Raw genomic sequence first — 23,228 nt, 5'->3', positions numbered from 1 at the left:
AAAGACCCCGTGCACCTTTACTCCAGCTTTGCAGTGGTGCCAGGGTTCCCATGTGTAGGATAGGTGGGAGGCTTTGAAGCCAGGGCGCCAGCTCCGGTGGAGCCATCCTTGAAATACCACCCTTGGGATCTCTGGCATCTAACCGCGCTCCCTGAACCGGGAGCCGGGACCCTGCATGGCGGGGAGTTTGACTGGGGCGGTCGCCTCCCAAAGAGTAACGGAGGCGCGCGAAGGTTGGCTCAGAGCGGTCGGAAATCGCTCGACGAGTGCAATGGCATAAGCCAGCCTGACTGCGAGACCGACAAGTCGAGCAGAGACGAAAGTCGGCCATAGTGATCCGGTGGTCCCGCGTGGAAGGGCCATCGCTCAACGGATAAAAGGTACGCCGGGGATAACAGGCTGATCTCCCCCAAGAGTCCACATCGACGGGGAGGTTTGGCACCTCGATGTCGGCTCATCACATCCTGGGGCTGGAGCAGGTCCCAAGGGTTCGGCTGTTCGCCGATTAAAGTGGTACGTGAGCTGGGTTTAGAACGTCGTGAGACAGTTCGGTCCCTATCTGCCGTGGGTGTCGGAGTGCTGAGAGGCGCTGTCCCTAGTACGAGAGGACCGGGATGGACGCACCTCTGGTGTACCGGTTGTGGCGCCAGCCGCATCGCCGGGTAGCTAAGTGCGGACGGGATAACCGCTGAAAGCATCTAAGCGGGAAACCCCCCTCAAAACAAGCACTCCCCGAGAGCCGGGATAGACCATCCCGTCGATAGGAGGCGTGTGGAAGCGCGGCAACGCGTGAAGCTAAGCCTTACTAATCGCTCGATCGGCTTGATCCCTCGAGCCCCCTCCGGACGCCATGCGCAGCGGCAAGGCCGCAAGCGGCGGTCCACGAGAAACAATGCATCACTTCCGTCCAAGGTCACTTGAACTCATCCTCGACAGCCCGGCGCCCCTGCGCCTGGCCGACCTGGTGGTCATAGCGAGGGGCCCGCACCCGATCCCATCCCGAACTCGGCCGTGAAAACCCTCCGCGCCAATGGTACTGCGTCTCAAGACGTGGGAGAGTAGGTCGCCGCCAGGTCCGCCAGACGCAGTATGCGCTTGGTCTGTTGAGCAAAACGGTTGAAAAGGTTACCTTCAGACACAGGTAATCATCTATGATGACATCGGAGTCCCGGGTCGGGGCACCGTCGTCAGGATACCCGGATCCACAGTTGCCCTCACAAGGAACTGGAAGCGCGGGGACCCCGGGAGGGAACGAAGCTCCGGCCCATCGGCTCGAGTGGAACCGATCGGGGGCCGGGAACAGGAATGCCCGGTCAAGAAAGGCGCCCGTCCGGGCGCGCCGGTAAACCCGGCGGGCTGACGCCTCTTTCAGACACACAGATTTCATCATCGTCCCCCAGGGGAGGGTGACTCGAACACGAGTTCGCGGGCGTAGCTCAGGGGTAGAGCACAACCTTGCCAAGGTTGGGGTCGAGGGTTCGAATCCCTTCGCCCGCTCCATCGTTCTCCTACCCGGACCAAGGCCGGCCGCCGCGCGTGGTGGCGCCGGAAGAGGGGAGGGGAGCGGTAAAGCGGAACGACACGATACATACCAGAGACATGGGGCCATAGCTCAGCTGGGAGAGCGCTACAATGGCATTGTAGAGGTCAGCGGTTCGATCCCGCTTGGCTCCACCATCACACCACCCCCTCGCGGGTCCAAGTAAGTTCCATCCGGAGGGGTGGCCGAGTGGTTAAAGGCAGCAGACTGTAAATCTGCCCGCGACAGCGTACGCTGGTTCGAATCCAGCCCCCTCCACCATTACAGATCAAAGCACCCGGTTCCTCGGATCGCACCGCTTGACGGTGCCGGTCAGGGCAACCGGGTTTTTCGTTTTTCCGATTTGCCCAAGCGCCACCAACGGCGCCGCCGCGTTTCGCGTGCCGCAAGCCATTTCAGAATTCCAGTGGGCGCGTCCATCCGATGCGTCGTTTCAAACCGGTCCGGAAGATTCCGACGGGGTTTCCCGTCCTGATCCGGACGCAAGCAAGAAAGAACAAGCTGTATGAGAAGTTCAAGGGATCGCCGCAGGTTGCGGACATCCACCCTATCCGTGAGAAGCGCCCAGGATCTCGGCGTCGGCGAGGCGCTGGTCTCCACGGCACCGGTCGCCCCGGCGAGACCTTCCAGGAAATCCCGCGCTTCCGCCTCCGCTCCCGTCCGTGGCCCGGTGCCGCGGGCCGATGAGATCATCTTCCTCCCGCTCGGCGGCTGCAACCGCATCGGCATGAACATGACCCTCTACGGTCATGCCGGCAAATGGCTGATCGTCGATGCCGGCGTCGCCTTCGCCGGCGACGACATGCCCGAGGTCCAGTCCTTCATGGCCGATCCGGCCTTCATCGAAGAGCGCATGGACGACGTCGTCGGTCTCGTGGTCACCCATGCCCATGAAGACCATGTCGGCGCCATCCATCATCTCTGGCCGCGCCTGACCTGCCCGATCTATGCGACACCCTTCGCGACCCACCTGATCCGGGAGCGGCTGAAGGAAGTCGGGGCCGCGCGCGCCGTGCAGGTCAACACCATGCCGATCGGCGGCCGTCTCAAGATCGGTCCTTTCGACATCGAGACGATCGCCGTGACCCATTCCGTCCCGGAGCCGATCTCGCTGGCGATCCGGACGAAGGCCGGCAACCTGCTGCATACCGGCGACTGGAAGTTCGATCCGGAACCCCTGGTCGGCTCCTCCACCGACTTCGCCGCCCTCAAGCGGTTCGGCGACGAGGGCGTGCTCGCCATGGTGTGCGACAGCACCAACGCCCAGGTCGAGGGCACCACCGGCTCCGAGGGGCAGGCCCGCGCCGGCTTGGTCGAGGCGTTCCGCGGCCGCAAGGGTGCCATCGCGGTGACCTGCTTCGCCAGCAACGTCGCGCGCATGAAGGCCGTCGCCGAAGCCGCCGCCGCCAACGACCGCAAGGTCGTGCTGGCCGGGCGCTCGCTGCTCCGCATGGAGAAGGCCGCCCGCGCCTGCGGCTATCTGGACGGCCTCCCTCCCTTCCTGAGCCTGTCCGAAGCCTCATCCGTGCCGCGCCGCAACCTCGTCCTGATCTGCACCGGCAGCCAGGGAGAGGAGCGTTCCGCCCTCAGCAAGATCGCCCGCGCCGAGCACCGCTCGCTGGCCCTGCACCGCGGCGACACGGTGATGTTCTCCGCCCGCACCATCCCCGGCAACGAGGATGCGATCGAGGCGATCTACAAGCTGCTCGCGAACATGGGCGTCAAGGTCGTGACCCCGTCCGACGCCCCGATCCATGTCTCCGGCCACCCGGCGCGGGGCGATCTCACCCGCATGTACGAGCTGATCCGGCCGCGCTTCGCGGTGCCCGTCCACGGCGAGATCCATCATCTGGAAGCCCATGCCCGGCTGGCGCGCGACTGCGGCGTCGAGCGGGCGCTGGTGCCGGAGGACGGCGACGTCATCCGCCTCGCGGATACCGGCACCGCGGTGGTCGGCCATATCGAGCCGCACCGGCTGGTCAATGACGGCCAGTTCCTGCTGCCCTGGGCCGGATCGGTCGAAGCGACCTTCGGCATCCGGGCGGAACAGCGCGCCGACCGCAACGCCGCGAAACCGGCTTTCGCGGCCTGACGCGACAGCAGGCCAGGCGCAAAGAAGCCAGGCACAACGAAGAAGGCCCCGACCACATCCGTGGTCGGGGCCTTCTTCGTTTTTGGTGGAGCCAAGCGGGATCGAACCGCTGACCTCTACAATGCCATTGTAGCGCTCTCCCAGCTGAGCTATGGCCCCAATCTCTTAAATTCCTGCGCGTCGCCTTCGGTGGGGGCTGGGTGCCCCCGGCTTCGCGGTGCCGGGGACTATCCTCAAACCGGCCCCCTCATTCAAGGGGAAAATTCGCCTCCGCTCGAATTTCTTCGCCGGCGGCTCTCAGCGCTCCTCGTCCTCGCCCTCGACATCGACGACCTCGCCCATGTCGTCCTCGTCGCCCAGCTCGGAGGCGTCCTCGAGAAGGACGTCGTCCTCTTCCTGGACGGGCTCGTCCGCTTCCTCGTCCAGATCGTCGACGGCGGCCTCGTCGTCGGTTTCCTCCAGCTCGCCGTCGTTGGCTTCCACCGTCTCCTCCTCGTCGTCCGTCTCGGCGGGGACCTTCTTGACCACCTCCTCGACAGGGGCGGGGCGGGCACGGCGGGACTTCAGCAACGCCTCGGGGTCGAAGGTCGTGCCGCAGCTCGGGCAAACCGGCGGGTCTTTGCGGAGGTCGTAATAGCGCGCCCCGCAATTGGGGCAGATGCGTTTGGTTCCCCACTCAGGTTTCGCCACGCCTTATCCTCCGGTCTCATCACGGTATCTATTGGTCAAAGCACGCCCCTCTGCCATGCCGCCACGCTGAAGTCAAAATCTAATTGACGATGCCCGCGACAGGCTCGTTTCGGCCGCCCCTTACCCCTGGCGCGCATCTATGCTAGGAACCGGCCACCCATCCGCCGTCAGCCAGAGGGAAGCAAAAGGCATGGCGCCCAGGCCGCTCCAGTCCGTCCAAACCGGCCCCTTGTCCGGGACCGTCCGGGTTCCGGGCGACAAGTCGATCTCGCACCGGGCGCTGATGTTCGGGGCGCTTGCCGTCGGCGAGACCACCGTCCACGGCCTGCTGACCGGGGAGGACGTGCTGCACACGGCGGCGGCGATGCGGGCGCTCGGCGCCGACATCGACCGCGACGACCAGGGCGTCTGGCGGGTGCGCGGAGTCGGAGTCGGCGGCCTGGTCGAGTCGTCCCAGGTGCTCGACATGGGCAACAGCGGAACCGCCGCCCGCCTCATGATGGGGCTGGTGTCCACCCATCCGATCACGACCTTCTTCACCGGCGACGCGAGCCTGACCAAGCGCCCCATGGCGCGGGTCAGCACCCCGCTGGAGCAGATGGGCGCCAGCTTCGTCTGCCGGTCCGGCGGCCGCCTGCCGCTCGCCGTGATCGGGACGGAGAACCCGGTGCCGATCACCTACCGCCTGCCGGTCGCCTCCGCCCAGGTCAAGTCGGCGATCCTGCTGGCCGGCCTGAACACCCCGGGCGTTACCACGGTGATCGAGGCGGAGCCGACCCGCGACCATTCCGAGCTGATGCTGGCCCATTTCGGCGCCACCGTGACCACCGAGCGGATCGAGGGCGGCGCCCTCGCGGTCTCCATCACCGGGGAACCGGAGATCACGGGCAAGACCGTGAACGTGCCGGCCGATCCCAGCTCGGCCGCCTTCCTGACCGTGGCCGCGCTGATCCGGCCGGGCTCCGACGTGACCCTGACCGACGTCGGCATGAACCCGCGCCGCACCGGGCTGTACGACACGCTGATCGAGATGGGCGCCGACATCACCTTCCTGAACCGCCGCGACCAGGCGGGGGAGCCGGTCGCCGACCTGCGGGTCCGGTCCAGCGCCCTGTCCGGCATCGCGGTCCCGCCCGACCGCGCGCCCTCGATGATCGACGAGTACCCGATCCTGGCCATGGCGGCCGCCTGCGCCGAGGGGACGACGACCATGCATGGCGTCGCCGAGCTGCGGGTGAAGGAGAGCGACCGGCTCGCCATGGTGGCCGACGGGCTGCATGCCTGCGGCGTGCGCGTGGAAGCCGGCCCGGACAGCCTGACCGTCCATGGCGGCGGCGTCCCGCCCGGCGGGGCGACCGTGGCGACCGCCATGGACCACCGCATCGCCATGAGCTTCCTGGTGCTCGGCATGGCCGCCGCCGAGCCCGTCGCGGTGGATGATTCCGGTTTCATTGACACCAGCTTTCCGGGCTTCGTGGACTTGATGAACGGCCTGGGGGCGCGCATTTCCGCTCCCGGGGCAGACTGACCTGACGGAACGGCCTGACAGAACGGATAGAGTAGAGGGAAACGCATGCCTGAAGCCGAGCACCGGGCCCTGGTGGTCGCGATCGACGGGCCGGCGGCCAGCGGCAAGGGCACGCTGGCCCGCCGGCTGGCCGACCGGCTGCACTTCGCCCACCTGGATACCGGCTCGCTGTACCGGGCGGTCGGCCTGGCGGTGATCCGCTCCGGCGGGGACCCGGGGAACGCCGCCGCCGCGACCGCCGCCGCCCGCGCGCTCCACCCCGAGACCACGCCGCGGGTGCTGGCCGATCCGGCGCTGCGCGGCGACGAGATCGCCGCCGCCGCCTCCAAGGTCGCGGTCGTGCCGGAGGTGCGGACGGCCCTGCTGGCGTTCCAGCGCGGCTTCGCCGCCAACCCGCCCGGCGGGGCGCGGGGCGCGGTTCTGGACGGCCGCGACATCGGGACCGTCGTATGCCCCGGCGCGGATGCCAAGCTGTTCGTCACCGCCTCGGTCGAGGCGCGGGCCGAGCGGCGTTTGAAAGAGTTGCGGGATCGCGGCGTCGCCGTTATATATGCAGCCGTCCTGGAGGACATGAAGGAACGAGATGCGCGCGACAGCCAGCGAGCGGTAGCCCCGCTCAAACCGGCTGCCGACGCATTTTTGCTTGACACCTCGTCAATGGACGCCGACCAGGCGCTTGACGCGGCGATGACCTTCATCTGCTCCAAAACCGGCCTCTCCGATCATTGTGCGTAGGCCTGCTGCCGAGCCAGCCGTCCAGGATGGAATTCAAAGTCGCCGGGCATGAGGTCCGGCGCGGCGGTCCCCTTACCGTTTCAACCATCGGATGCCGACGGTTCGGGGGGCGCTATATGATCAACCCAAGGAGTTTCAATGGCACAAGCAGCAGCTAGATCCGAGAGCATGGGCGGCATGGAAAGCTTCGCCGCACTGCTCGAGGAGTCGCTCGGCACCAGCGACAGCCTGGAAGGTACCGTCGTCAAAGGCCGTATCATCACGATCGAGAACGATAACGTGCTGATCGACGTCGGTCTGAAGTCGGAAGGCCGCGTTGCCCTCAAGGAATTCGGCGGACCCGGCGGCAATGCCGAGTTGAAGCCTGGCGACACCGTCGAGGTCTATCTCGAGCGGATGGAAGACAAGAACGGCGAAGCCGTCCTGTCCCGCGAGAAGGCCAAGCGCGAAGAAGCCTGGACGCTGCTGGAGAAGTCGTTCAACGATCAGTCCCGCGTCACCGGCGTGATCTTCGGGCGGGTCAAGGGCGGCTTCACGGTCGATCTCTCCGGCGCCGTGGCGTTCCTGCCGGGCAGCCAGGTGGACATTCGTCCGGTCCGCGACATTTCCCCGCTGCTGGGCACTCCCCAGCCGTTCCAGATCCTGAAGATGGACCGCTCGCGCGGCAACATCGTGGTGTCCCGCCGCGCCGTGCTTGAAGAGAGCCGCGCCGAGGCCCGGTCGGAGCTGGTCGCCAACCTCAAGGAAGGCCAGGTCCTCCAGGGCGTCGTCAAGAACATCACCGATTACGGCGCGTTCGTCGATCTCGGCGGCGTCGACGGCCTGCTGCACGTCACCGACATCGCGTGGCGCCGCATCAACCATCCGTCGGAAGCCCTCCAGATCGGCCAGACCGTCACGGTCCAGGTCATCCGCTTCAACCCGGAGACCCAGCGCATCAGCCTCGGCATGAAGCAGCTGGAAGCCGATCCGTGGGAAGGCGTCGAGGCGAAGTACCCGGTCGGGGCCAAGTTCAAGGGCCGCGTCACCAACATCACCGACTACGGCGCCTTCGTGGAGCTGGAGCCGGGGATCGAGGGTCTGGTGCACGTCTCCGAGATGTCCTGGACCAAGAAGAACGTCCACCCCGGCAAGATCGTCTCGACCTCCCAGGAAGTCGAGGTCATGGTGCTGGACGTGGATCCCCAGAAGCGCCGCATCAGCCTGGGCCTCAAGCAGTGCCTGGACAACCCGTGGGAGTCGTTCGTCGACAAGTTCCCGTCGGGCACCGAGCTGGAAGGCGAAGTCAAGAACATCACCGAGTTCGGCCTGTTCGTCGGCCTGCCCGGCGATATCGACGGCATGGTCCACATGTCCGATATCGACTGGAACAAGTCGGGCGAGGAAGCCATCGCCGAGTTCAAGAAGGGCGATCAGGTCAAGGTCAAGGTTCTCGACGTCGACGTCGAGAAGGAACGGATCAGCCTGGGCATCAAGCAGCTCTCCTCGGATCCGTTCGAGAGCGCCGCTGCCGGCCTGAAGAAGGGCGACGTCGTCACCTGCACCGTCACCGCCATCACTGACGGCGGCATCGAGGTCGCGGTGGCCGACGGCTTCCAGGGCTTCATCCGCAAGTCCGACCTGTCGCGCGAGCGTTCCGAGCAGCGCCCGGACCGTTTCGCGGTCGGCGAGAAGGTCGATGCCAAGGTCACCCAGGTCGATCGCGGCGGCCGCCGCATCAGCCTGTCGATCAAGGCGAAGGAAGTGGAAGAAGAGAAGCAGGCCATGCAGGAGTTCGGTTCCTCCGACTCCGGCGCGAGCCTGGGCGACATCCTGGGTGCGGCCCTGCGCCGCGCCCAGAGCAAGGAGCAGAGCGAGGAGTAATCTCCGCCGCTTTGATCCGGGCTTCCGGTCGAAAGGGCCGCCGCGGGCAACCGCGGCGGCCCTTCTCTTTGGGGGGTCCGGCTGGGGGAGTCCGGCTGGGGGGAACCCCGCGGGTCGAAGGTCTGTTGGGAGCGGCACGAACCGTTCAACAGACCGGAGGCCCGAGCCATGGCAGACGAGAAGAACACCGCGACTACCGGCCGCGACGCCCCGATGGAAGACCCCGGCCGCGAGGTCAAGGTCAGCAGGGAGGACCGCGCGCAGGGCGTGGTGTCCCAGCGCGAGACCAGCATCCTGGGCAATGCCGGGGTGTCGGAAGAGGCCGGCCTGGCGGGTACCGGCGCCGGCCGCTCGCGTCTGGAAGGCGCCCAGGGCTCCGGCTCCAGCACGACCGCCACCCCCGGGACGCCCGGCCCGGAGAACAACGAGGGCACCGTGTCGGGCACGACCGGGCTGGGTGTGGGCGGAACGACACCGGGCACGTCGCCGGAGGTCGCCGTCGGCGCGGGCGGTGCCGGCGCCCGGCCGGATGCGGACGACAAGGTCGAGCGCTGAACGGGCCACAGATGAACGGCGATGGATAAAGATGCTGCCGGCGTTATCCCTGCCCATCGCCGTTCCGGGACCTTCATAGAGGAATCAGGCCGGAAAGTCTAGGATCTTTGTCTTAGGCGCTCGCCTCAGCGGTACCCTTCCTCCCGGAGGACGCGGTGGACGGCGGGGCGGGCGCGCATCCGGTGGTAATGGGCGCGGCAGTTGGGCGGCAGGTCGATGGCGGTCTTGTCGGCCCAGAACTCCACATAGAACAGGGCGGCATCGGCGATGGAGAAGGCGCCGGCGACATAGTCCTTGCCCTCCAGCAGCTTGTCCATCAGGCCGAGGCCCTTGGTTGCGATCTCCCGCCCGCGGGCCTGGACGGCGTCGTGGGCCGAGGGCTCGGGGGTGAAGCTGGAGGTGGTGAAAATACGCGCGAAGCCCTGCATGTGGATGGTGCCGACGACATAGTCCATCACCTCCATCACCAGGGCGTCGCCGTCGGGATCGCCGGGCATCAGCCGGGCGCGCGGGTTGGTGCGGGCGAGCCAGTAGGCGATGGCCTGGAACTCGGTCAGGGCGGTGCCGTCGTCGCGCAGCAGCGTGGGGATGGTGGATTTGGGGTTGATCGCGACATAGTCGGGCTTGAACTGGTCGCCGGCCGGCAGGTTGACGATCGCCGCCTCGAACGGGTTGTCGATCTCCTCCAGCAGGATGTGGATGCCGGTCGAGCACGAACCCGGCGTCATGTAGAGCCTCATCGGTGACTCCCGCGCAAGAAGGGAAGGGGCGGCGGCAACGTTAGCATGCGGCCGGCCGCTACAGCCGTCGCACAGTGTCGCGGGGAACTGTCGCGGGGCGGGACGGCGCGCGCGCGGGAGCGCCGGGGCCAAGCTTTTGCGGGAACAGGGTTTTTCCCGGAAACCGGGATCTGGTGCGGCGTTTGCTTGGATGGTCCGGGCAAAGGAGGAACGCCATGCCGACGAACATCCAAGGAAAAAGCATCATCGTCACCGGCGCCGGGCGCGGGATCGGCGCGGAGATCGCGCGGGGCCTCGCCGCCGACGGAGCGAAACTCACCGTCGCCGACCTGTCGGAGCAGAACGCCCACGCGGTCGCCGGAGCGATCCGCGAGGCCGGCGGCACCGCCATCGCGGCCGCGGTGGACGTGCGGGACCGGGGCAGCGTGCGCGCCATGATCCAGGAGACGGTGCGCGCCCATGGCCGGCTCGACGTGATCTTCAACAATGCCGGCGTCGCCCAGACCAAGCCGTTCCTGGACATCACCGAGGAGGACTGGCGCTTCGTGAACGACGTCAACGCGCTGGGCGTGATGATCGGCATGCAGGAGGCGATCCGCCAGATGCAGGCCCAGGCCCGGGACGGTGCCGGAGGGGGCAAGATCGTCAATACCGCGTCGATCGCGGGCAAGCAGGGCTACGAGCCGCTGGCCCATTACTGCGCCAGCAAGTTCGCCGTGGTGGCGCTGACCCAGGCCGCCGCGCGGGCCTTCGGGAAGGAGGGCATCACCGCCAACGCCATCTGCCCCGGCGTGGTGGCGACCGACATGTGGAAGGTGATCGACGGCGGGTTCCGCGAGCACGGGCTGACCAGCCGCGACAACGAGGCGTTCGAGAATTTCGCGGGCATCGCGGTGCTCGGCCGCGCCTCGGTGGCGCAGGACTTGGTCGGCGTCGCCCGCTTCCTGGCGTCGTCGGACAGCGATTTCATGACCGGGCAGTCGCTGCTGGTGGATGGCGGGATGGTCTTCGTGTGAGGGGGGACGCGGCGCTTCGTCCGGGGGCGGAAGTCACGGCTGCGGCCAGTCGCGCCGGCGGACGGGCAGGTGGAGCGGCTTGCCGTCGAAGTCGCGGTAATGGCTCAGTGCCTGGGGGGCGAAGACGGCGCGGAGGTCGGGGGTGATGGTCATCAGCCCCTCGTCCAGCAGGGCGTGGATGTCGGCCCGGAGCAGGATGCCGTCCCGGACCTCGTTGGAGGTCCGGAAGTCCCGCAAATGGGCGGCCTCCAGCGCCGCTTCCACGTCGCAGTCGGTCACGGCGCAGCGGCCGCCATAGGCTTCCAGGAGCCGCCGGCGGAACTCCTGCTGCTCCGGCCGGAGCTGGCGCCGGCCTCCGGTGCCTGCCCCGGCATCGGTCCAGGCGGTCAGGAAGACGCCGCCTTCGGACCGGAAGCGGTCCTCCTCGGGCAGTTCCCGCAGATCGGTGAGGATCAGGTCGTTGCCGTCGATCGCGGCCACGATCGCTTCCCCGCAGATCAGGCCGGCGCGGTCGCGCAGCTTCACCCGCCGTGTGGCCAGGTTCGGGTCGGGCGGCTGAAGGAGATGCTGGCGGATGGCGGAAGGAGCGTCGGTGTCGATGATCAGCGTCATGGCGGCGGGCCAGAGGGAGTGTGGCGGTGGATCTCTGCGCCGATCTACGGCGAGAGCGGACCTTTGCGGAACCGGTTCGGGATCGTCGCGATGAAGCGGACGAACGGCTGCGCCTGCCCTTGCGAGACGCTCCGCCGGCCGTCGCGGACGATCACGTCGGGCAGGGGAGCGGGGGTCGGCAAGCCAGACCTTGGCCGTGTACTCCGACTTCCGCAGGGCGCTGCCGAGGCCCAGGCGGAAGCGACAGCGCCTCGTCGAAAGCTCGGACCCTACAGGATGCCGTTTCCGATATCCGCCGGGAGCGGCCGCTTCGCCCGCAATGATCTTCCAGTAAAGAGGATTTGCGCGAGATTCAATGAATGTTTAGCCGGCCCCGGCGGCGGGTGGCGGGGTGACGTGTCGCTTGGTCCATGGCCGGACAGTCGCGCAATTCAACAAGCGCGCCGGTAAAAACGTATCGGGCTAAACTGTTGTATCATAAGAACTTACCTTGACGGTGCCGGTCCCGGCATGGCACCGTTGAGCTTGGCCGCGGAGAGAGATCCCCAGCTCAAGGGAACGCCCGCGCAACCAGGGAGAGTCGGGACCAATGACAAAGTCTGAACTGATTCTTCGTCTGTCCGAGCAGAATCCGCACCTGTACCAGCGTGACATCGAGAAGATCGTCACCACCATCTTCGACGAGATATCGGAGGCGCTGGCGCGCGGCGACCGGGTGGAGCTGCGCGGGTTCGGCGCGTTTTCGGTCAAGAAGCGCGACGCCCGGGTCGGGCGCAATCCGCGCACCGGGGCCAGCGTCCACGTGACGCAGAAGTTTATTCCCTTCTTCAAGACCGGCAAGCAGTTGCGCGAACGTCTGAACACGGAGTAAGGGTCAGTGTCCGCCGCGGCCGCTTCCCCGCGACCGTCGGCCGAGCCGCTCCGTGAATGAAGCTTCAAGAGCCGAGGAAGCCCGTGCGTTACCTGTCCTGGATCATCACCATCCCGATCGCCCTGGTCATCGTGTCCTTTGCCGTGTCCAACCGCGATCCCGTCGAACTGGCCCTGTGGCCCCTGCCGTTCTCGATCACGGTGCCGATCTACGTGGCGGCCCTGACGGCGCTGGTCCTGGGCTTCCTGGCCGGCGGCTTCGTCGCCTGGAGCGCCGACCGCAAGCACCGCGTCGCCGCCCGCGTGCGCGGCCGCAAGGCGGCCCAGCTGGAGCGCGAGCTTTCCCACGAGCGGGAGGAGCGCACCGCCGCCGAGAAGCGCGTCGCCGAGGCCGCCCAGCGGCTGGCCGCGAGCAACGCGCCGATGCTGACCTCCGACGCCGCCGCGCGCCGGGTGCCGATGTCGCAGATCGAGACCGCCAGGGCGCAGTGAGCCGGGCCAGAGGGGTAAGCAAGGACTGATGAGGACTATCGGTGCCGCCGAGGTCGAAGCGGCCCTGGAGTTCGGGCCGCTGATCGAAAGGTTGCGGAAGATGTTCCGCTCGGGGTGCGAGGCGCCGGTCCGGCACCATCACACCATCCCGACCTTCGACCAGCACGCCGCCACGCTGCTGGTGATGCCGGCCTGGCAGGTCGGCCGCTATATCGGGGTCAAGCTGGTCACCGTGTTCCCCGACAACGGGACGCGCAGCCTGCCCTCGATCATGGGCTCCTACCTGCTGCTGAGCGGCAAGACCGGCGCGCCGCTGGCCATGATCGACGGGCCGGCGCTGACCGTCAAGCGGACGGCGGCGGCCTCGGCGCTGGCGGCCTCTTACCTGGCGCGGAACGACGCCAGCCGCCTGCTGATGGTCGGGACCGGCGCGCTGGCGCCCCATCTGGTGCTGGCCCACGCGACCGTGCGGCCGATCCGCGAGGTGCTGATCTGGGGGCGCGACCCGGCCAAGGCCGACCGGCTGGCCAAGCAGCTCAACCGGCGCGGGATGAAGGTCTCCTCGACCCAGGATCTGGAGGGGGCGGCGCGCGGGGCCGACATCGTGTCCTGCGCCACCCTGTCGCGCGAGCCCCTGATCCGGGGGGAGTGGCTGGCCGAGGGCGTCCACGTGGACCTGGTCGGCGGCTTCACGCCCGAGATGCGGGAGGCCGACGACGCGGTGATCGCCCGCGCCCGCATCTTCGTCGATACCCGCGAGGGCGCCACGAAGGAGGCCGGGGACATCACCCAGCCGCTGGCGGCCGGGCTGATGACGGTGGACGACATCGCCGGCGACCTGTTCGACCTGACCCGGGGCGACCGCGCCGGCCGGCGCTTCTATAACCAGATCACCCTGTTCAAGTCGGTCGGGACCGCGCTGGAAGACCTCGCCGCCGCCCAGTACGCCGTCGAAGTCACCTGAGGCGCGAAGGGTTCACGAAAAGGGATCTGGGTAACATGGGAATGCATGTCGCGGTGGTCGGGGCCGGAATCATGGGCCTCTCCACCGCCTGGGCGCTCGCCCGCCGGGGGCACCGGGTCAGCGTCTACGACCAGTACGCGGTGCCGAACCCGCTGGGTTCCTCGGTCGACCAGCATCGGCTGATCCGCCACGCCTATGGGGCGGAGGGCGGCTATACCGACATGGTGGACGAAGCTTACGGCGCTTGGGAACGGCTGTGGGCCGACCTGGGACAGCGCTTGTACGAGCCGACCGGGACGCTGTGCATCGGCTCGGTCGAGGATACATCCTGGCTGCACGAGAGCGCCGCGACGCTGGCCGAACGCGGGCGGGCGGTGCGCTGGCTGTCGGGTGCGGCGCTGGCGGCGGAGTTCCCGCTGATCGAGGCCGGCGGGGTGCGGGAGGCGTTCCACCTGGAGACCGGCGGCGTGCTGCTGGCCGGGCGCATCGTGGAACTGCTGGCGCATCATCTGCCCGGCCGCAACGTCACCATCCATCCCCATGCCGCCGTGCTCGACGTCGATCCGGCGACCGCGACGATCCGGCTGGCCGACAGGACCGTGGTCCGGGCCGACGCCCTGGTGGTCGCGGCGGGGCCCTGGGTGCGGCGGCTGGTGCCCTCCGTCGCGGAGCGGGCCGTGCCGTCGCGGCAGGTTGTGACCTATCTGGCGATGCCGGACGGCTTGCGCGACGCCTGGGCGAAGCATCCCATGGTGCTGGACATCGACCCGGACTGCGGCTTCTACCTGGTGCCGCCGGTGGCGGGGACCGGCATGAAGATCGGCGACCACCGCTTCACCCTGGCCGGCGACCCGGACCTGGACCGCGACGCCGGGCTGGAGGAGGCGGAGCGGATCTGGGCGTTCGGCCGCGCGCGGCTGGCCGATCCGGACCGCTATTCGATCGCCAGCGCCGCCACCTGCTTCTATACCTGCGAGCGGGACGAGCGCTTCGTCGTGGAGCCGCTGGACGGGGGCGGGCCGTCGGGGGGAAGGACCTGGGTGATGACCGGATTCTCCGGCCACGGCTTCAAATTCGGCCCGGTGCTGGGCGAACGGATGGCGGCGGCCTTGGAAAACCCCGACCTGGGACCGACATTGACCTCGTGGGCCGCCGGCCGCCAACCCGTCCCGCGGGACACCTCGCGGGACATCTCGCGGAACACAATGACGGATATTCCATCATCATGACTTCGCCGGCCTCCCGGATCTTCGTTTCCATCGACACGCCCGAGATCGACGCCGCGCGCGATCTGGCCGAGCGGCTGACCGGCCTTGTGGGCGGGGTCAAGCTGGGGCTGGAATTCTTCTGCGGCCAGGGGCCGTCGGGCATCCGGGCCGTCATGGGCGGCGTGCGGCTGCCGCTGTTCCTGGACCTGAAGTTGCACGACATCCCGAACACGGTGGCGGCCGCCGTGCGCGCGGTGCTGCCGATCCAGCCGGTCTTCCTGACCATCCACACCAGCGGCGGGCCGGCGATGATGCGCGCGGCGGCGGAGGCGGCTTCCATGACCGATCTGCCGAGGCCCCGGCTGCTGGGCGTCACGGTGCTGACCAGCCTGGACGACGACGACCTGGTGGCGGTCGGGCAGGGCGTGCCGGTGCTGGACCAGGCCCGGCGGCTGGCGGCGCTGGCGCAGTCCTCCGGGCTGGACGGGATCATCTGCTCGCCGGCCGAGGTGGCGGCGCTGCGGGCCGAGTGCGGGCCGGATTTCGTGCTGATGGTGCCGGGCATCCGGCCGGCCGGCTCCGCCGTGGGCGACCAGAAGCGCGTGATGACCCCGCGCGACGCGGTCGAGCAGGGGGCGGACTTCCTGGTCATCGGGCGCCCGATCACCCAGGCGCCCGACCCGGCAGAGGCCGCGCGCGCCATCGTCGGCGAACTTTAGGAATCGGACATGTCTGTTCAGGTGAAGATCTGCGGCGTCAGCCATCCGGGCGCGGTCACGGCCGCGGTCCAGGGCGGGGCGCGCTATATCGGGCTGGTGTTCTACGAGCGCTCGCCCCGGCACGTGGCCCCGCCGCTGGCGGCGGAGCTGGCGCGCATGGTGCCGACGGGCGTCAGGACGGTCGGGCTGTTCGTCGATCCCACGAACGAGTACCTGGAGCATGTGGTGAGCCAGGTCCCGCTCGACCTGATCCAGCTCCACGGCGACGAAACGCCGGAGCGGGTGGCGGAGATCCGGGCCGCCTTCTCCATGCCGGTGATGAAGGCGATCAAGGTGTCCTCTGCCGCCGACCTGGACATGGCCGACGCCTATGCCGCGGTGGCCGACCGGCTGCTGTTCGACGCCAAGCCGCCGGCCAAGGTCGCGGCACTTCCGGGCGGCAACGGCATCGCCTTCGACTGGACCATCCTGACCGGGCGGACCTGGTCGAAGCCCTGGATGCTGTCGGGCGGGCTGACCGCCGGGAACGTGGCGGAGGCCATCGCGGTCAGCGGTGCCCAGTCGATCGACGTCAGTTCGGGGGTCGAGGACCGGCCGGGCCACAAGGACCCGGACCTGATCCGCGACTTCCTGAAGGCCGCCGGCCGCTGAGCCTCCGGGAGCGTCCATGACCGACTTGCCGCCCGAGGGCGAGCCCAGGGACGAGGTGGAGGAACGGGACGAGGCCGGCCCGGCGAAGCGCCGGCTGCGCGGGTTCCTGAACCACCTGATCATTTATTTCTCGGCCATGATCCTGCTGGTGCCGGTCAATTTCCTGCTGACGCCGGGCAGGGTCTGGTTCGTCTTCCCCCTGGTCGCGTGGGGAGCGCCGCTGGCGATCCACGCCGCCTTCGCCATGGGGCTGTTCGACCGCCTGAAGCGTTGAGGAGGGTGCGCGTCCCGCGCACCACGGGCGGCGGGACGCCGCCCCTCCACCACCGGCAAAGTCATTGCCGATACAAGGGTTTGCGGGGTTCACGTCCATGAGTGACACCAAGGCAGTCAACGTCACGGTTTCGGGCAAGGTCCAGGGCGTCTGGTACCGGGCCTGGACGGTCGAGGAGGCGCGCTCGCGCGGGCTGGTCGGCTGGGTGCGCAACCGGAGCGACGGGACGGTCGAGGCGGTCTTCGCCGGCCAGGCCGAGCAGGTCGACGCCATGGTCGAGGCCTGCCGGCGGGGGCCGACGCATGCCCGCGTCGCCGGCGTGGCGGTCGCGCCGGCGGGCTATCCGAGCGTCGACGGGTTCGAGCAGCGGGCGACCTACTGAGGCTTACTGCGAAGCGACGAGGTCGAGCCACTCCTGCTCGGTCAGGGTGGTGAGGCCCAGGTCGCGGGCCTTGGTCGCCTTGCTGCCGGCATCGGCGCCGACCACCACATAGTCGGTCTTGGACGAGACGGAACCGGCGACCTTGGCGCCGAGGGATTCGGCCCGGGCCTTGGCCTCGCTGCGGGTCACGGTCTCGAGGGTGCCGGTGAACACGACCGTCTTGCCGGCGATGGGCGAGGACTGCACCCTCGGCGGCACGAAGTCGGTGACGGAGACGCCGGCGGCCAGCAGGTCGTCCAGCACTTCCAGATTGTGCGGCTCGGCGAAGAAGCCCAGCAGGTCGTCGGCGACCGAGGGGCCGATCTGCTCGATCCCGATCAGCTCGCCGTAGGCTTCGGAACCGTGGACCTGGGCCGCGGCCATCTGCTCCCGCCAATGGTCGAAGCTGCGGTAGCTGCGGGCCAGCAGGCGGGCGGTGGTCTGGCCGACCTGGGGAATGCCGAGCGCGAAGATGAAGCGGTCGAGCGGAATCTGCCGCCGGTTGTCGATGCTGTCGAACAGCTTGGCCGCCGACTTGTCGCCCCAGCCGTGGCGGTTCTTCAGCCGGGTCAGGCTGGCGGCGTCCTTCTCGCGCAGACGGAAGATGTCGCCGGGGCGGCGGACCATGCCCTCGTCCCAGAATTCCCGGATGATCTTCTCGCCCAGCCCCTCGATGTCGAAGGCGTCGCGGCTGACGAAGTGGCGCAGGCGCTCCACCGCCTGGGCCTCGCAGATCAGGCCGCCGGTGCAGCGGCGGATCACCTCGCCCTCGGGCCGGACGGCGGCGCTGCCGCACACCGGGCAATGGTCGGGGAAGACGTAGGCTTCGGAATCGGCCGGGCGCTTGTCCGGCACGGCCTGGACGATCTGCGGGATCACGTCGCCGGCGCGCTGGACGACCACCAGGTCGCCCTTGCGCACGTCCTTGCGCCGGATCTCGTCCTCGTTGTGCAGGGTGGCGCGGCTGACCACGACGCCGCCGACGGTCACCGGCTCCAGCTCGGCCACGGGGGTCATGGCGCCGGTCCGGCCGACCTGGATGGTGATGTCCTTGAGGCGGGTCTGGGCCTGCTCGGCCGGGAACTTGTGGGCGATCGCCCAGCGCGGCGCCCGGCTGACGAAGCCCAGCCGGTCCTGCCAGTCCAGCCGGTTGACCTTGTAGACGACGCCGTCGATGTCGAACGGCAGGTCCGGGCGCCCCTGCTGCACCTGGTCGTAATAGCGCAGAAGCGCGTCGCCGCCGCAGCACAGCTCGGCCGGCTTGTTCGGCCGGAAGCCCCAGTCCTCCAGCCGCCGGCGCACCTCCCACTGGGTGGCGCCCAGCGGTTCCGACACCTCGCCCCAGGAATAGCCGAAGAAGCCCAGGGGCCGCGACGCGGTGATCTTCGAATCGAGCTGGCGCAGGCTGCCGGCGGCGGCGTTGCGCGGGTTGGCGAAGATCGGCTTGCCGGCGGCGGCCTGCCGCTCGTTCAGGGCCATGAACTCGGCCCGGTCCATGTAGACCTCGCCGCGCACCTCCAGCACGTCGGGGACGGGGCCGGGGAGTTGCTTCGGCACGTCGCCGATGGTCCGGACGTTGGCGGTGACGTCCTCCCCCTCCTGGCCGTCGCCGCGGGTGGCGGCGAGGACGAACCGGCCCTTCTCGTAGCGCAGCGAGCAGGACAGGCCGTCGATCTTGGGCTCGGCGACGAACTCCACCGAATCGGCTTCCTTGATGTTCAGGAAGCGGCAGATGCGCTGGACGAACTCGTGGACGTCCTCACCCGCGAAGGCGTTGCCCAGCGACAGCATCGGGACGGCGTGGCGGACCTTGGCAAACCCCGCGGCGGGGGCGGCTCCGACCTTCCGGGACGGGCTGTCGCCGCGCTTCAGCTCGGGGAAGCGCAGCTCGATCGCGTCGTTGCGGCGGCGGAGTTCGTCGTAGGCGGCGTCGGTGACCTCCGGCCGGTCCTGCTGGTGGTAGAGGGTGTCGTGGTGGGCGATCTCCGCCGCGAGCGCCGCCAGTTCCTCGGCGGCCTGCTCGGGGGAGAGGTCTTCGACGGGGATGCCGCGGATGGCTTCGCGGGCGCCGGCCGTCATCAGCCGTGCCCCGCGATCAGGCTTTCCGCCGCGGCGCGGGCCTCCTCGGTGACCTTGGCGCCGGAGAGCATGCGCGCGATCTCCTCGCGCCGCTGCCGGTCGCCCAATTCCACCACTTCGGTCGTCACCCGTTCCTCCGAATCCTGTTTCTGGACCTGCTTCTGCACCTTCAGGTGATGGGCGCCGCGCGCCGCCACCTGCGGGCTGTGGGTCACCACCAGCACCTGCCGGTCGCGGCCCAGCTTGGCCAGCCGCTCGCCGACCGCGGCCGCGACGGCGCCGCCGATGCCGGTGTCCACCTCGTCGAACACCAGGGTGGGCACGGTGCCGACCTGGGCCAGCACCACCTTGAGCGCAAGCATGAAGCGCGCCAGCTCGCCGCCGGACGCGATCTTGTTGATCTGGCCGGGGGGAGAGCCCGGGTTGGTCGCCACCAGGAAGGCGACGCGGTCGATCCCGTCGGGACCCCAGGAGGATTCGTCCAGCGGCTCCAGCGAGGTGGTGAAGCGGGCGCGGTCCAGCTTGAGCGGCGGCAGCTCGCGGGCGACGGCGGCGTCCAGCTTGCCCGCGGCCTTGCGGCGGAAGTCGGACAGGCGCTTCGCCGCCTCCAGATAGGCGTCGCGGGCCTGGGCGGCCTCGCGGGCGAGGCGTTCCAGCGCGTCGCCCTGGTCCTCGATCAGGTTGAGGCGGCGCGACATCTCCTCGCGGAGCGCTGCCAGCCGGTCGACCTCGACATTGTGCTTGCGCGATGCGGCGCGTAGCGCGAACAGCCGCTCCTCCAGCTTTTCCAGCGCGTTGGCGTCCATGTCCTCGTCGCTGGAGAGCGCCTGGAGGGTGGCGACGGCGTCGGCGATCTCGGCCTGGGCGCGGTCGAGGGCGCCGATCACCGGCTCGAGCCGGCCGCCGGCCTTGTCGATGATGCGCATCAGCGCGCGGTGGGCGCTGTTGAGCCCGCGTTCGGCCCCGCGCTCGCCGGCCAGCTCGCCGAAGGCGGCGTTCAGCGCCTCGACCACCTTTTCCCGGTGCATCATGACCGTGCGGGTCTCGGCCAGCTCCTCCTCCTCGCCGGGGCGGGGCTGGAGCTCGTCCAGCTCGGCGACGGCGTGGCGCAGATAGTCCTCCTCCGAGCGGGCGCGGGCGATCTCCTCCGCCGCCTCCTCGCGCGCGGCCTCGACCTGGCGCCAGGCGCGGTAAGCCGCCGAGACCTGCGCCGACATGGTGGCGAGGCCGGCATAGGCGTCCAGCACGGAGCGGTGGGTCTGCGGGTTGAGCAGGCCGTGGGTGTCGAACTGGCCGTGGACCTCGACCAGCGTCTCCCCCAGCCGGCGGAGCAGGGTCACCCCGATCGCCTGGTCGTTGACATAGGCGCGCGACCGCCCGTCGGCCGTGACGACACGGCGCAGGACGAGGGTGTCCTCGATCTCAAGCCCCTGCTCGCGCACCAGGGCCACGGCCGGGTGGTCCTCCGGCAGGTCGAACTCCGCGGTGACGGAGGCCTGGTCGCTGCCGTGGCGCACCAGGGTGCTGTCGCCGCGCCCGCCGAGCGCCAGGCCCAGCGCGTCGAGCAGGATCGACTTGCCCGCACCCGTCTCGCCGGTCAGGACGCACAGCCCCGCGTTCAGCGACAGGGACAGGCGTTCGATCAGGACGACATCGCGGATCGACAGCGCGACAAGCATCGGCTGCCTTAGAACACCGAGGCCCAGGCCCGGCTGATCCATGATTTGCTGCTGCTCTCCGGCCGCACGTTCGCGTCCACCAGCAGGGCGTAGCTGTCTACGTACCATTCGCTGCCCGGAAAGTTGTGACCCAGCACGGCCGCCGCCGCCTGCGCCTCGTCCACCACGCCGAGGGCGAGATAGGCTTCGGTCAGGCGATGCAGAGCTTCCGGCACGTGGCTGGTGGTCTGGTATTTCTCGATGACGGTGCGGAAACGGCCGATCGCGGCGTTCTGGTGGCCCTGGCGCAGGTAGTAGCGCCCGATCTCCATCTCCTTGCCTGCCAGATGGTCGTTGGTCAGGTCGATCTTGAGCGCCGCGTCGCGGGAATAGGGCGACTCCGGGAAGCGCCGCGTGACCTCGCCCAGCGCGTCGAGCGCCTGCTGGGTGATCCGCTGGTCGCGGCCCACGTCGGTGATCTGCTCGTAATAGGACAGGCCCTTCATGTAATAGGCGTAGGCGATGTCGTCGCTGCCGGGATGAAGCTGGATGAACCGGTCCAGCGCGATGATCGCGTCGTCGTAGGCCAGCGCCTGATAGTGGGCGTAGGCCGCCATCAGCTGCGCCCGGGTCGCCCATTGCGAGTAGGGATGCTGGCGCTCGACCTCGTCGAACAGGCGCGCCGCCTCCTTGTACCGTTCCTCATCCATGGCGGTGGCCGCCTCGGAATAGATCGTTTCGACCGGGCGCTCGACATAGGGCGCCTCCTCGGTGGACGCGCACGCGGCGAGGCCGAGGCCGAGCAGGGGTGCGGCGACCAGGCGGATCAGGGCGGGAGACAGACGGGTCATCATCGACATTTCACACGGGATACGGAGTTGGCGCCTGTATAGCACGCCCAAACCCGGACGCGACACCGTTTGGAGCGCCGGGTCCGGAGGGCATGCCCGCGACGGTACCGCCGGTCCGGTTAATTTGTCGAAAACCTTGAAGCATTCCGATATGACGAAGTTGAGCGGTTCTGCCGGAACGTTACCAGAACACCTGCGGCATATCAACCGGCTCCCCGAATTATCGGCCGGACCGCCCCGACCGGTTTCCCGCGAGCCTTCGGCGGGCAAACCCGCTAATCTGCCGCACCCGAAGCCAATGCAGTGCCTGCCGCCATGACCGCCACGCTGACCACCTCCCAGCGCCCGCTGAAGGACCATGCCCTGCGCGAGACGCTGGCGAACGAGGTCCATGCCCGTCCGGCGGAGAGCCTGAGGGCGCCGCTCCGGGCCACCCATCTCGCGATGCTGTCGGGCGAGGGGGCCGGCGAGCGCGACCGTGCCCACCTGGCCCGCCTGTGCGAGCGTGCCGGGGTGGCGCCGCCGCCGCCGGGAGCCACCCATTTCAGCGCCGACCTGGGCACCTGCCGGATCAAGTGGGAGCGCCACACCGAGTTCAGCAGCTACACGGTCTTCCGGCCGTGGGGGAACCCCGGGGGCGGTGACGGCTTCTCCGACACGGCGCTGATGGCCCTGCCGCCGGAATGGCTGGCCGGCATCGCGGGCGAGATGCTGGCCGGCGTCCATCTGTCGCTGGTCCAGTCCGATTCGCCGCTGGCGACGCCGGAGGGGCTCCAGGGCGTGTTCGGGTCCGATGGGTTCGTCGGCGCGCGGATGGCCGGCGGCGGCGCCACCGGCTGGACCGATTTCCGCATCCATGCCGACGGGTTCGGGCGCTACGTGGTCGCCGACCATGGCCTCAAGCCGCGACAGGCCGGGCGGATGGTCCAGCGGCTGTTCGAGATCGACACCTACCGGATGATGGCCCTGCTGGCCCTGCCGCTGGCCCGCGGCGTGCTGCCGCGAATCCGCGGGATCGAGGCGGAGCTTGCCAGGCTGACCGAGCAGACCACCCACATCGCCCGCATGGAGGACGAGCAGGCGCTGTTGCAGCAGCTGTCGAAGCTGGCCGCCGAGGCGGAGCAGACCTCGGCCGAGACGACCTACCGCTTCGCCGCCGCCCGGGCCTACAGCGACCTGGTCGCCCGGCGGATCGTCGAGCTGCGCGAGGACCGCATCGAGGGCATGCAGACCATCGCGGAATTCATGGCCCGCCGCCTGACCCCGGCGGTCGATACCTGCGAGGCGGTCGCCAAGCGGCAGGAGTCCCTGTCGGCCCGCATCGGCCGCGCCAGCAACCTGCTGCGCACCCGGGTGGACCTGGCGCTGGAGGAGCAGAACCGCGACCTCCTCCTCTCCATGGACCGCCGCGCCAGCATGCAGCTCAGATTGCAGGAGACGGTCGAGGGGCTGTCGGTGGTGGCGATCAGCTATTACCTGATCGGCATCGTCTCGTACCTGTCGAAAGCCCTGAAGGGCGTCGGCCTGCCGATCGACCCGGATCTGGCGGTCGGCATCGCGGTGCCGGTGGTGCTGGTGCTGGTGTGGCAGGGGGTGCGGCGAATCCGCAAGGTGGTGACCGGGCGGGAGGGGCACGGGTGAGGGGCGGCCCGCATCCTGCCTGCCTTGTT

The 23,228-nt window shown here is 68.9% G+C and carries 23 protein-coding genes, 4 tRNA genes and 2 rRNA genes (1 of these 29 only partly in view); 21 read left to right on the top strand and 8 right to left on the bottom strand.

Going from position 1 to position 23,228, the window contains the following annotated elements:
* The 7 genes from JL100_RS21745 to JL100_RS21715 all read left to right on the top strand — a co-directional run.
* Nucleotides 1–830: ribosomal RNA gene (locus JL100_RS21745) — 23S ribosomal RNA — on the top strand (it extends 1,913 nt beyond the left edge of the window).
* 130 nt (nucleotides 831–960) lie between these two features.
* Nucleotides 961–1,075: ribosomal RNA gene (gene rrf, locus JL100_RS21740) — 5S ribosomal RNA — on the top strand.
* A gap of 350 nt (nucleotides 1,076–1,425) precedes the next feature.
* Nucleotides 1,426–1,500 (top strand) — tRNA-Gly (locus JL100_RS21735).
* A gap of 101 nt (nucleotides 1,501–1,601) precedes the next feature.
* Nucleotides 1,602–1,677 (top strand) — tRNA-Ala (locus tag JL100_RS21730).
* Nucleotides 1,678–1,715: 38 nt separating this feature from the next.
* A tRNA-Tyr gene (locus tag JL100_RS21725) sits at nucleotides 1,716–1,801 on the top strand.
* 38 nt (nucleotides 1,802–1,839) lie between these two features.
* On the top strand, nucleotides 1,840–2,049 hold the full coding sequence (locus JL100_RS21720; protein ID WP_202682753.1) for a hypothetical protein: 210 nt from the start codon (nucleotides 1,840–1,842) through the stop codon (nucleotides 2,047–2,049).
* Between the two features lie 44 nt (nucleotides 2,050–2,093).
* Nucleotides 2,094–3,632, top strand: coding sequence for a ribonuclease J (locus tag JL100_RS21715; RefSeq protein WP_228420828.1), 1,539 nt, complete (start codon nucleotides 2,094–2,096; stop codon nucleotides 3,630–3,632).
* 83 nt (nucleotides 3,633–3,715) lie between these two features.
* Here the strand turns inward: JL100_RS21715 and JL100_RS21710 are convergent.
* Together JL100_RS21710 and JL100_RS21705 are read right to left on the bottom strand one after the other, a co-directional pair.
* A tRNA-Ala gene (locus tag JL100_RS21710) sits at nucleotides 3,716–3,791 on the bottom strand.
* A gap of 138 nt (nucleotides 3,792–3,929) precedes the next feature.
* Entirely contained in the window at nucleotides 3,930–4,322 is a 393-nt protein-coding gene (locus JL100_RS21705) for a TIGR02300 family protein (protein WP_202682751.1), read from the bottom strand.
* A gap of 190 nt (nucleotides 4,323–4,512) precedes the next feature.
* Here JL100_RS21705 and aroA point away from each other — a divergent pair, with 190 nt between their 5' ends.
* From aroA to JL100_RS21685, 4 genes are all read left to right on the top strand, one after another.
* Nucleotides 4,513–5,850 carry a 3-phosphoshikimate 1-carboxyvinyltransferase gene (gene aroA, locus JL100_RS21700; protein ID WP_202682750.1) on the top strand — a complete coding sequence of 446 codons (1,338 nt, stop codon included), beginning with the start codon at nucleotides 4,513–4,515 and terminating at the stop codon, nucleotides 5,848–5,850.
* A 69-nt stretch (nucleotides 5,851–5,919) separates the two neighbouring features.
* The gene (cmk, locus tag JL100_RS21695; protein ID WP_202682771.1) at nucleotides 5,920–6,585 is read left to right on the top strand and encodes a (d)CMP kinase; all 666 of its coding nucleotides are present in this window, start codon (nucleotides 5,920–5,922) and stop codon (nucleotides 6,583–6,585) included.
* 138 nt (nucleotides 6,586–6,723) lie between these two features.
* A complete protein-coding gene (rpsA, locus tag JL100_RS21690) occupies nucleotides 6,724–8,448 on the top strand; it encodes a 30S ribosomal protein S1 (protein ID WP_202682749.1) in 1,725 nt (574 codons plus the stop codon).
* A 168-nt stretch (nucleotides 8,449–8,616) separates the two neighbouring features.
* Nucleotides 8,617–9,003, top strand: coding sequence for a hypothetical protein (locus JL100_RS21685; RefSeq protein ID WP_202682748.1), 387 nt, complete (start codon nucleotides 8,617–8,619; stop codon nucleotides 9,001–9,003).
* Between the two features lie 125 nt (nucleotides 9,004–9,128).
* Here the strand turns inward: JL100_RS21685 and JL100_RS21680 are convergent, their stop codons facing one another.
* A complete protein-coding gene (locus JL100_RS21680; RefSeq protein WP_202682747.1) occupies nucleotides 9,129–9,743 on the bottom strand; it encodes a glutathione S-transferase family protein in 615 nt (204 codons plus the stop codon).
* Between the two features lie 215 nt (nucleotides 9,744–9,958).
* Between JL100_RS21680 and JL100_RS21675 the strand changes: the two genes are divergently transcribed.
* Nucleotides 9,959–10,759, top strand: coding sequence for an SDR family NAD(P)-dependent oxidoreductase (locus tag JL100_RS21675; RefSeq protein ID WP_202682746.1), 801 nt, complete (start codon nucleotides 9,959–9,961; stop codon nucleotides 10,757–10,759).
* Nucleotides 10,760–10,792: 33 nt separating this feature from the next.
* Here the strand turns inward: JL100_RS21675 and JL100_RS21670 are convergent, their stop codons facing one another.
* Entirely contained in the window at nucleotides 10,793–11,371 is a 579-nt protein-coding gene (locus JL100_RS21670) for an HNH endonuclease (protein ID WP_202682745.1), read from the bottom strand.
* Between the two features lie 44 nt (nucleotides 11,372–11,415).
* A complete protein-coding gene (locus tag JL100_RS21665; protein WP_202682744.1) occupies nucleotides 11,416–11,553 on the bottom strand; it encodes a hypothetical protein in 138 nt (45 codons plus the stop codon).
* 407 nt (nucleotides 11,554–11,960) lie between these two features.
* Here JL100_RS21665 and ihfB point away from each other — a divergent pair, with 407 nt between their 5' ends.
* The 8 genes from ihfB (at nucleotide 11,961) to JL100_RS21625 (ending at nucleotide 16,931) form a co-directional block, all read left to right on the top strand.
* The gene (ihfB, locus tag JL100_RS21660) at nucleotides 11,961–12,242 is read left to right on the top strand and encodes an integration host factor subunit beta (RefSeq protein WP_037458738.1); all 282 of its coding nucleotides are present in this window, start codon (nucleotides 11,961–11,963) and stop codon (nucleotides 12,240–12,242) included.
* An 83-nt stretch (nucleotides 12,243–12,325) separates the two neighbouring features.
* Nucleotides 12,326–12,733 (top strand): LapA family protein, encoded by a 408-nt coding sequence (locus JL100_RS21655; RefSeq protein ID WP_202682743.1) that lies wholly within the window; start codon nucleotides 12,326–12,328, stop codon nucleotides 12,731–12,733.
* Between the two features lie 28 nt (nucleotides 12,734–12,761).
* Nucleotides 12,762–13,697 carry a bifunctional Delta(1)-pyrroline-2-carboxylate/Delta(1)-piperideine-2-carboxylate reductase gene (gene lhpI / locus JL100_RS21650; RefSeq protein WP_202682742.1) on the top strand — a complete coding sequence of 312 codons (936 nt, stop codon included), beginning with the start codon at nucleotides 12,762–12,764 and terminating at the stop codon, nucleotides 13,695–13,697.
* Between the two features lie 35 nt (nucleotides 13,698–13,732).
* Complete coding sequence (locus tag JL100_RS21645; RefSeq protein ID WP_202682741.1) at nucleotides 13,733–14,926, top strand: NAD(P)/FAD-dependent oxidoreductase; 1,194 nt, start codon at nucleotides 13,733–13,735, stop codon at nucleotides 14,924–14,926.
* The gene (pyrF, locus tag JL100_RS21640; RefSeq protein WP_202682740.1) at nucleotides 14,923–15,624 is read left to right on the top strand and encodes an orotidine-5'-phosphate decarboxylase; all 702 of its coding nucleotides are present in this window, start codon (nucleotides 14,923–14,925) and stop codon (nucleotides 15,622–15,624) included. Before JL100_RS21645 ends, pyrF begins: the two co-directional genes overlap by 4 nt.
* A gap of 9 nt (nucleotides 15,625–15,633) precedes the next feature.
* Nucleotides 15,634–16,275 (top strand): phosphoribosylanthranilate isomerase, encoded by a 642-nt coding sequence (locus JL100_RS21635; protein ID WP_202682739.1) that lies wholly within the window; start codon nucleotides 15,634–15,636, stop codon nucleotides 16,273–16,275.
* Between the two features lie 16 nt (nucleotides 16,276–16,291).
* Complete coding sequence (locus tag JL100_RS21630) at nucleotides 16,292–16,549, top strand: 2TM domain-containing protein (RefSeq protein WP_202682738.1); 258 nt, start codon at nucleotides 16,292–16,294, stop codon at nucleotides 16,547–16,549.
* Nucleotides 16,550–16,646: 97 nt separating this feature from the next.
* Nucleotides 16,647–16,931, top strand: a complete 285-nt coding sequence (locus JL100_RS21625; protein WP_202682737.1) for an acylphosphatase — start codon at nucleotides 16,647–16,649, stop codon at nucleotides 16,929–16,931.
* Between the two features lie 3 nt (nucleotides 16,932–16,934).
* On the opposite strand, the gene ligA is transcribed toward JL100_RS21625, so the two are convergent.
* From ligA to JL100_RS21610, 3 genes are read right to left on the bottom strand one after another with little or no spacing between them, the layout of a single operon-like run.
* Entirely contained in the window at nucleotides 16,935–19,049 is a 2,115-nt protein-coding gene (ligA, locus tag JL100_RS21620) for an NAD-dependent DNA ligase LigA (RefSeq protein ID WP_202682736.1), read from the bottom strand.
* A complete protein-coding gene (recN, locus tag JL100_RS21615) occupies nucleotides 19,049–20,728 on the bottom strand; it encodes a DNA repair protein RecN (RefSeq protein WP_202682769.1) in 1,680 nt (559 codons plus the stop codon). Before recN ends, ligA begins: the two co-directional genes overlap by 1 nt.
* 8 nt (nucleotides 20,729–20,736) lie before the next feature.
* Entirely contained in the window at nucleotides 20,737–21,558 is an 822-nt protein-coding gene (locus tag JL100_RS21610) for an outer membrane protein assembly factor BamD (protein ID WP_228421393.1), read from the bottom strand.
* Between the two features lie 315 nt (nucleotides 21,559–21,873).
* On the opposite strand from JL100_RS21610, the gene JL100_RS21605 reads away from it, so the two are divergent.
* Nucleotides 21,874–23,199 carry a DUF3422 family protein gene (locus JL100_RS21605; protein WP_202682734.1) on the top strand — a complete coding sequence of 442 codons (1,326 nt, stop codon included), beginning with the start codon at nucleotides 21,874–21,876 and terminating at the stop codon, nucleotides 23,197–23,199.
* Nucleotides 23,200–23,228: the final 29 nt, after the last annotated feature.

It is taken from the genome of Skermanella mucosa (genome assembly GCF_016765655.2).
Lineage (GTDB): Bacteria > Pseudomonadota > Alphaproteobacteria > Azospirillales > Azospirillaceae > Skermanella > Skermanella mucosa.
This window is presented reverse-complemented; position numbering and strand designations above follow the sequence as displayed.

What these genes read in the sequence shown, in the direction of transcription:
- aroA (WP_202682750.1), top strand. Translation starts at nt 4,513, where the DNA reads ATGGCGCCCAGGCCGCTCCAGTCCGTCCAAACCGGCCCCTTGTCCGGG.
- rpsA (WP_202682749.1), top strand. Translation starts at nt 6,724, where the DNA reads ATGGCACAAGCAGCAGCTAGATCCGAGAGCATGGGCGGCATGGAAAGC.
- JL100_RS21685 (WP_202682748.1), top strand. Translation starts at nt 8,617, where the DNA reads ATGGCAGACGAGAAGAACACCGCGACTACCGGCCGCGACGCCCCGATG.
- JL100_RS21680 (WP_202682747.1), bottom strand. Translation starts at nt 9,743, where the DNA reads ATGAGGCTCTACATGACGCCGGGTTCGTGCTCGACCGGCATCCACATC.
- JL100_RS21675 (WP_202682746.1), top strand. Translation starts at nt 9,959, where the DNA reads ATGCCGACGAACATCCAAGGAAAAAGCATCATCGTCACCGGCGCCGGG.
- JL100_RS21670 (WP_202682745.1), bottom strand. Translation starts at nt 11,371, where the DNA reads ATGACGCTGATCATCGACACCGACGCTCCTTCCGCCATCCGCCAGCAT.
- ihfB (WP_037458738.1), top strand. Translation starts at nt 11,961, where the DNA reads ATGACAAAGTCTGAACTGATTCTTCGTCTGTCCGAGCAGAATCCGCAC.
- lhpI (WP_202682742.1), top strand. Translation starts at nt 12,762, where the DNA reads ATGAGGACTATCGGTGCCGCCGAGGTCGAAGCGGCCCTGGAGTTCGGG.
- JL100_RS21645 (WP_202682741.1), top strand. Translation starts at nt 13,733, where the DNA reads ATGGGAATGCATGTCGCGGTGGTCGGGGCCGGAATCATGGGCCTCTCC.
- pyrF (WP_202682740.1), top strand. Translation starts at nt 14,923, where the DNA reads ATGACTTCGCCGGCCTCCCGGATCTTCGTTTCCATCGACACGCCCGAG.
- JL100_RS21635 (WP_202682739.1), top strand. Translation starts at nt 15,634, where the DNA reads ATGTCTGTTCAGGTGAAGATCTGCGGCGTCAGCCATCCGGGCGCGGTC.
- JL100_RS21630 (WP_202682738.1), top strand. Translation starts at nt 16,292, where the DNA reads ATGACCGACTTGCCGCCCGAGGGCGAGCCCAGGGACGAGGTGGAGGAA.
- JL100_RS21625 (WP_202682737.1), top strand. Translation starts at nt 16,647, where the DNA reads ATGAGTGACACCAAGGCAGTCAACGTCACGGTTTCGGGCAAGGTCCAG.
- ligA (WP_202682736.1), bottom strand. Translation starts at nt 19,049, where the DNA reads ATGACGGCCGGCGCCCGCGAAGCCATCCGCGGCATCCCCGTCGAAGAC.
- recN (WP_202682769.1), bottom strand. Translation starts at nt 20,728, where the DNA reads ATGCTTGTCGCGCTGTCGATCCGCGATGTCGTCCTGATCGAACGCCTG.
- JL100_RS21610 (WP_228421393.1), bottom strand. Translation starts at nt 21,558, where the DNA reads ATGACCCGTCTGTCTCCCGCCCTGATCCGCCTGGTCGCCGCACCCCTG.
- JL100_RS21605 (WP_202682734.1), top strand. Translation starts at nt 21,874, where the DNA reads ATGACCGCCACGCTGACCACCTCCCAGCGCCCGCTGAAGGACCATGCC.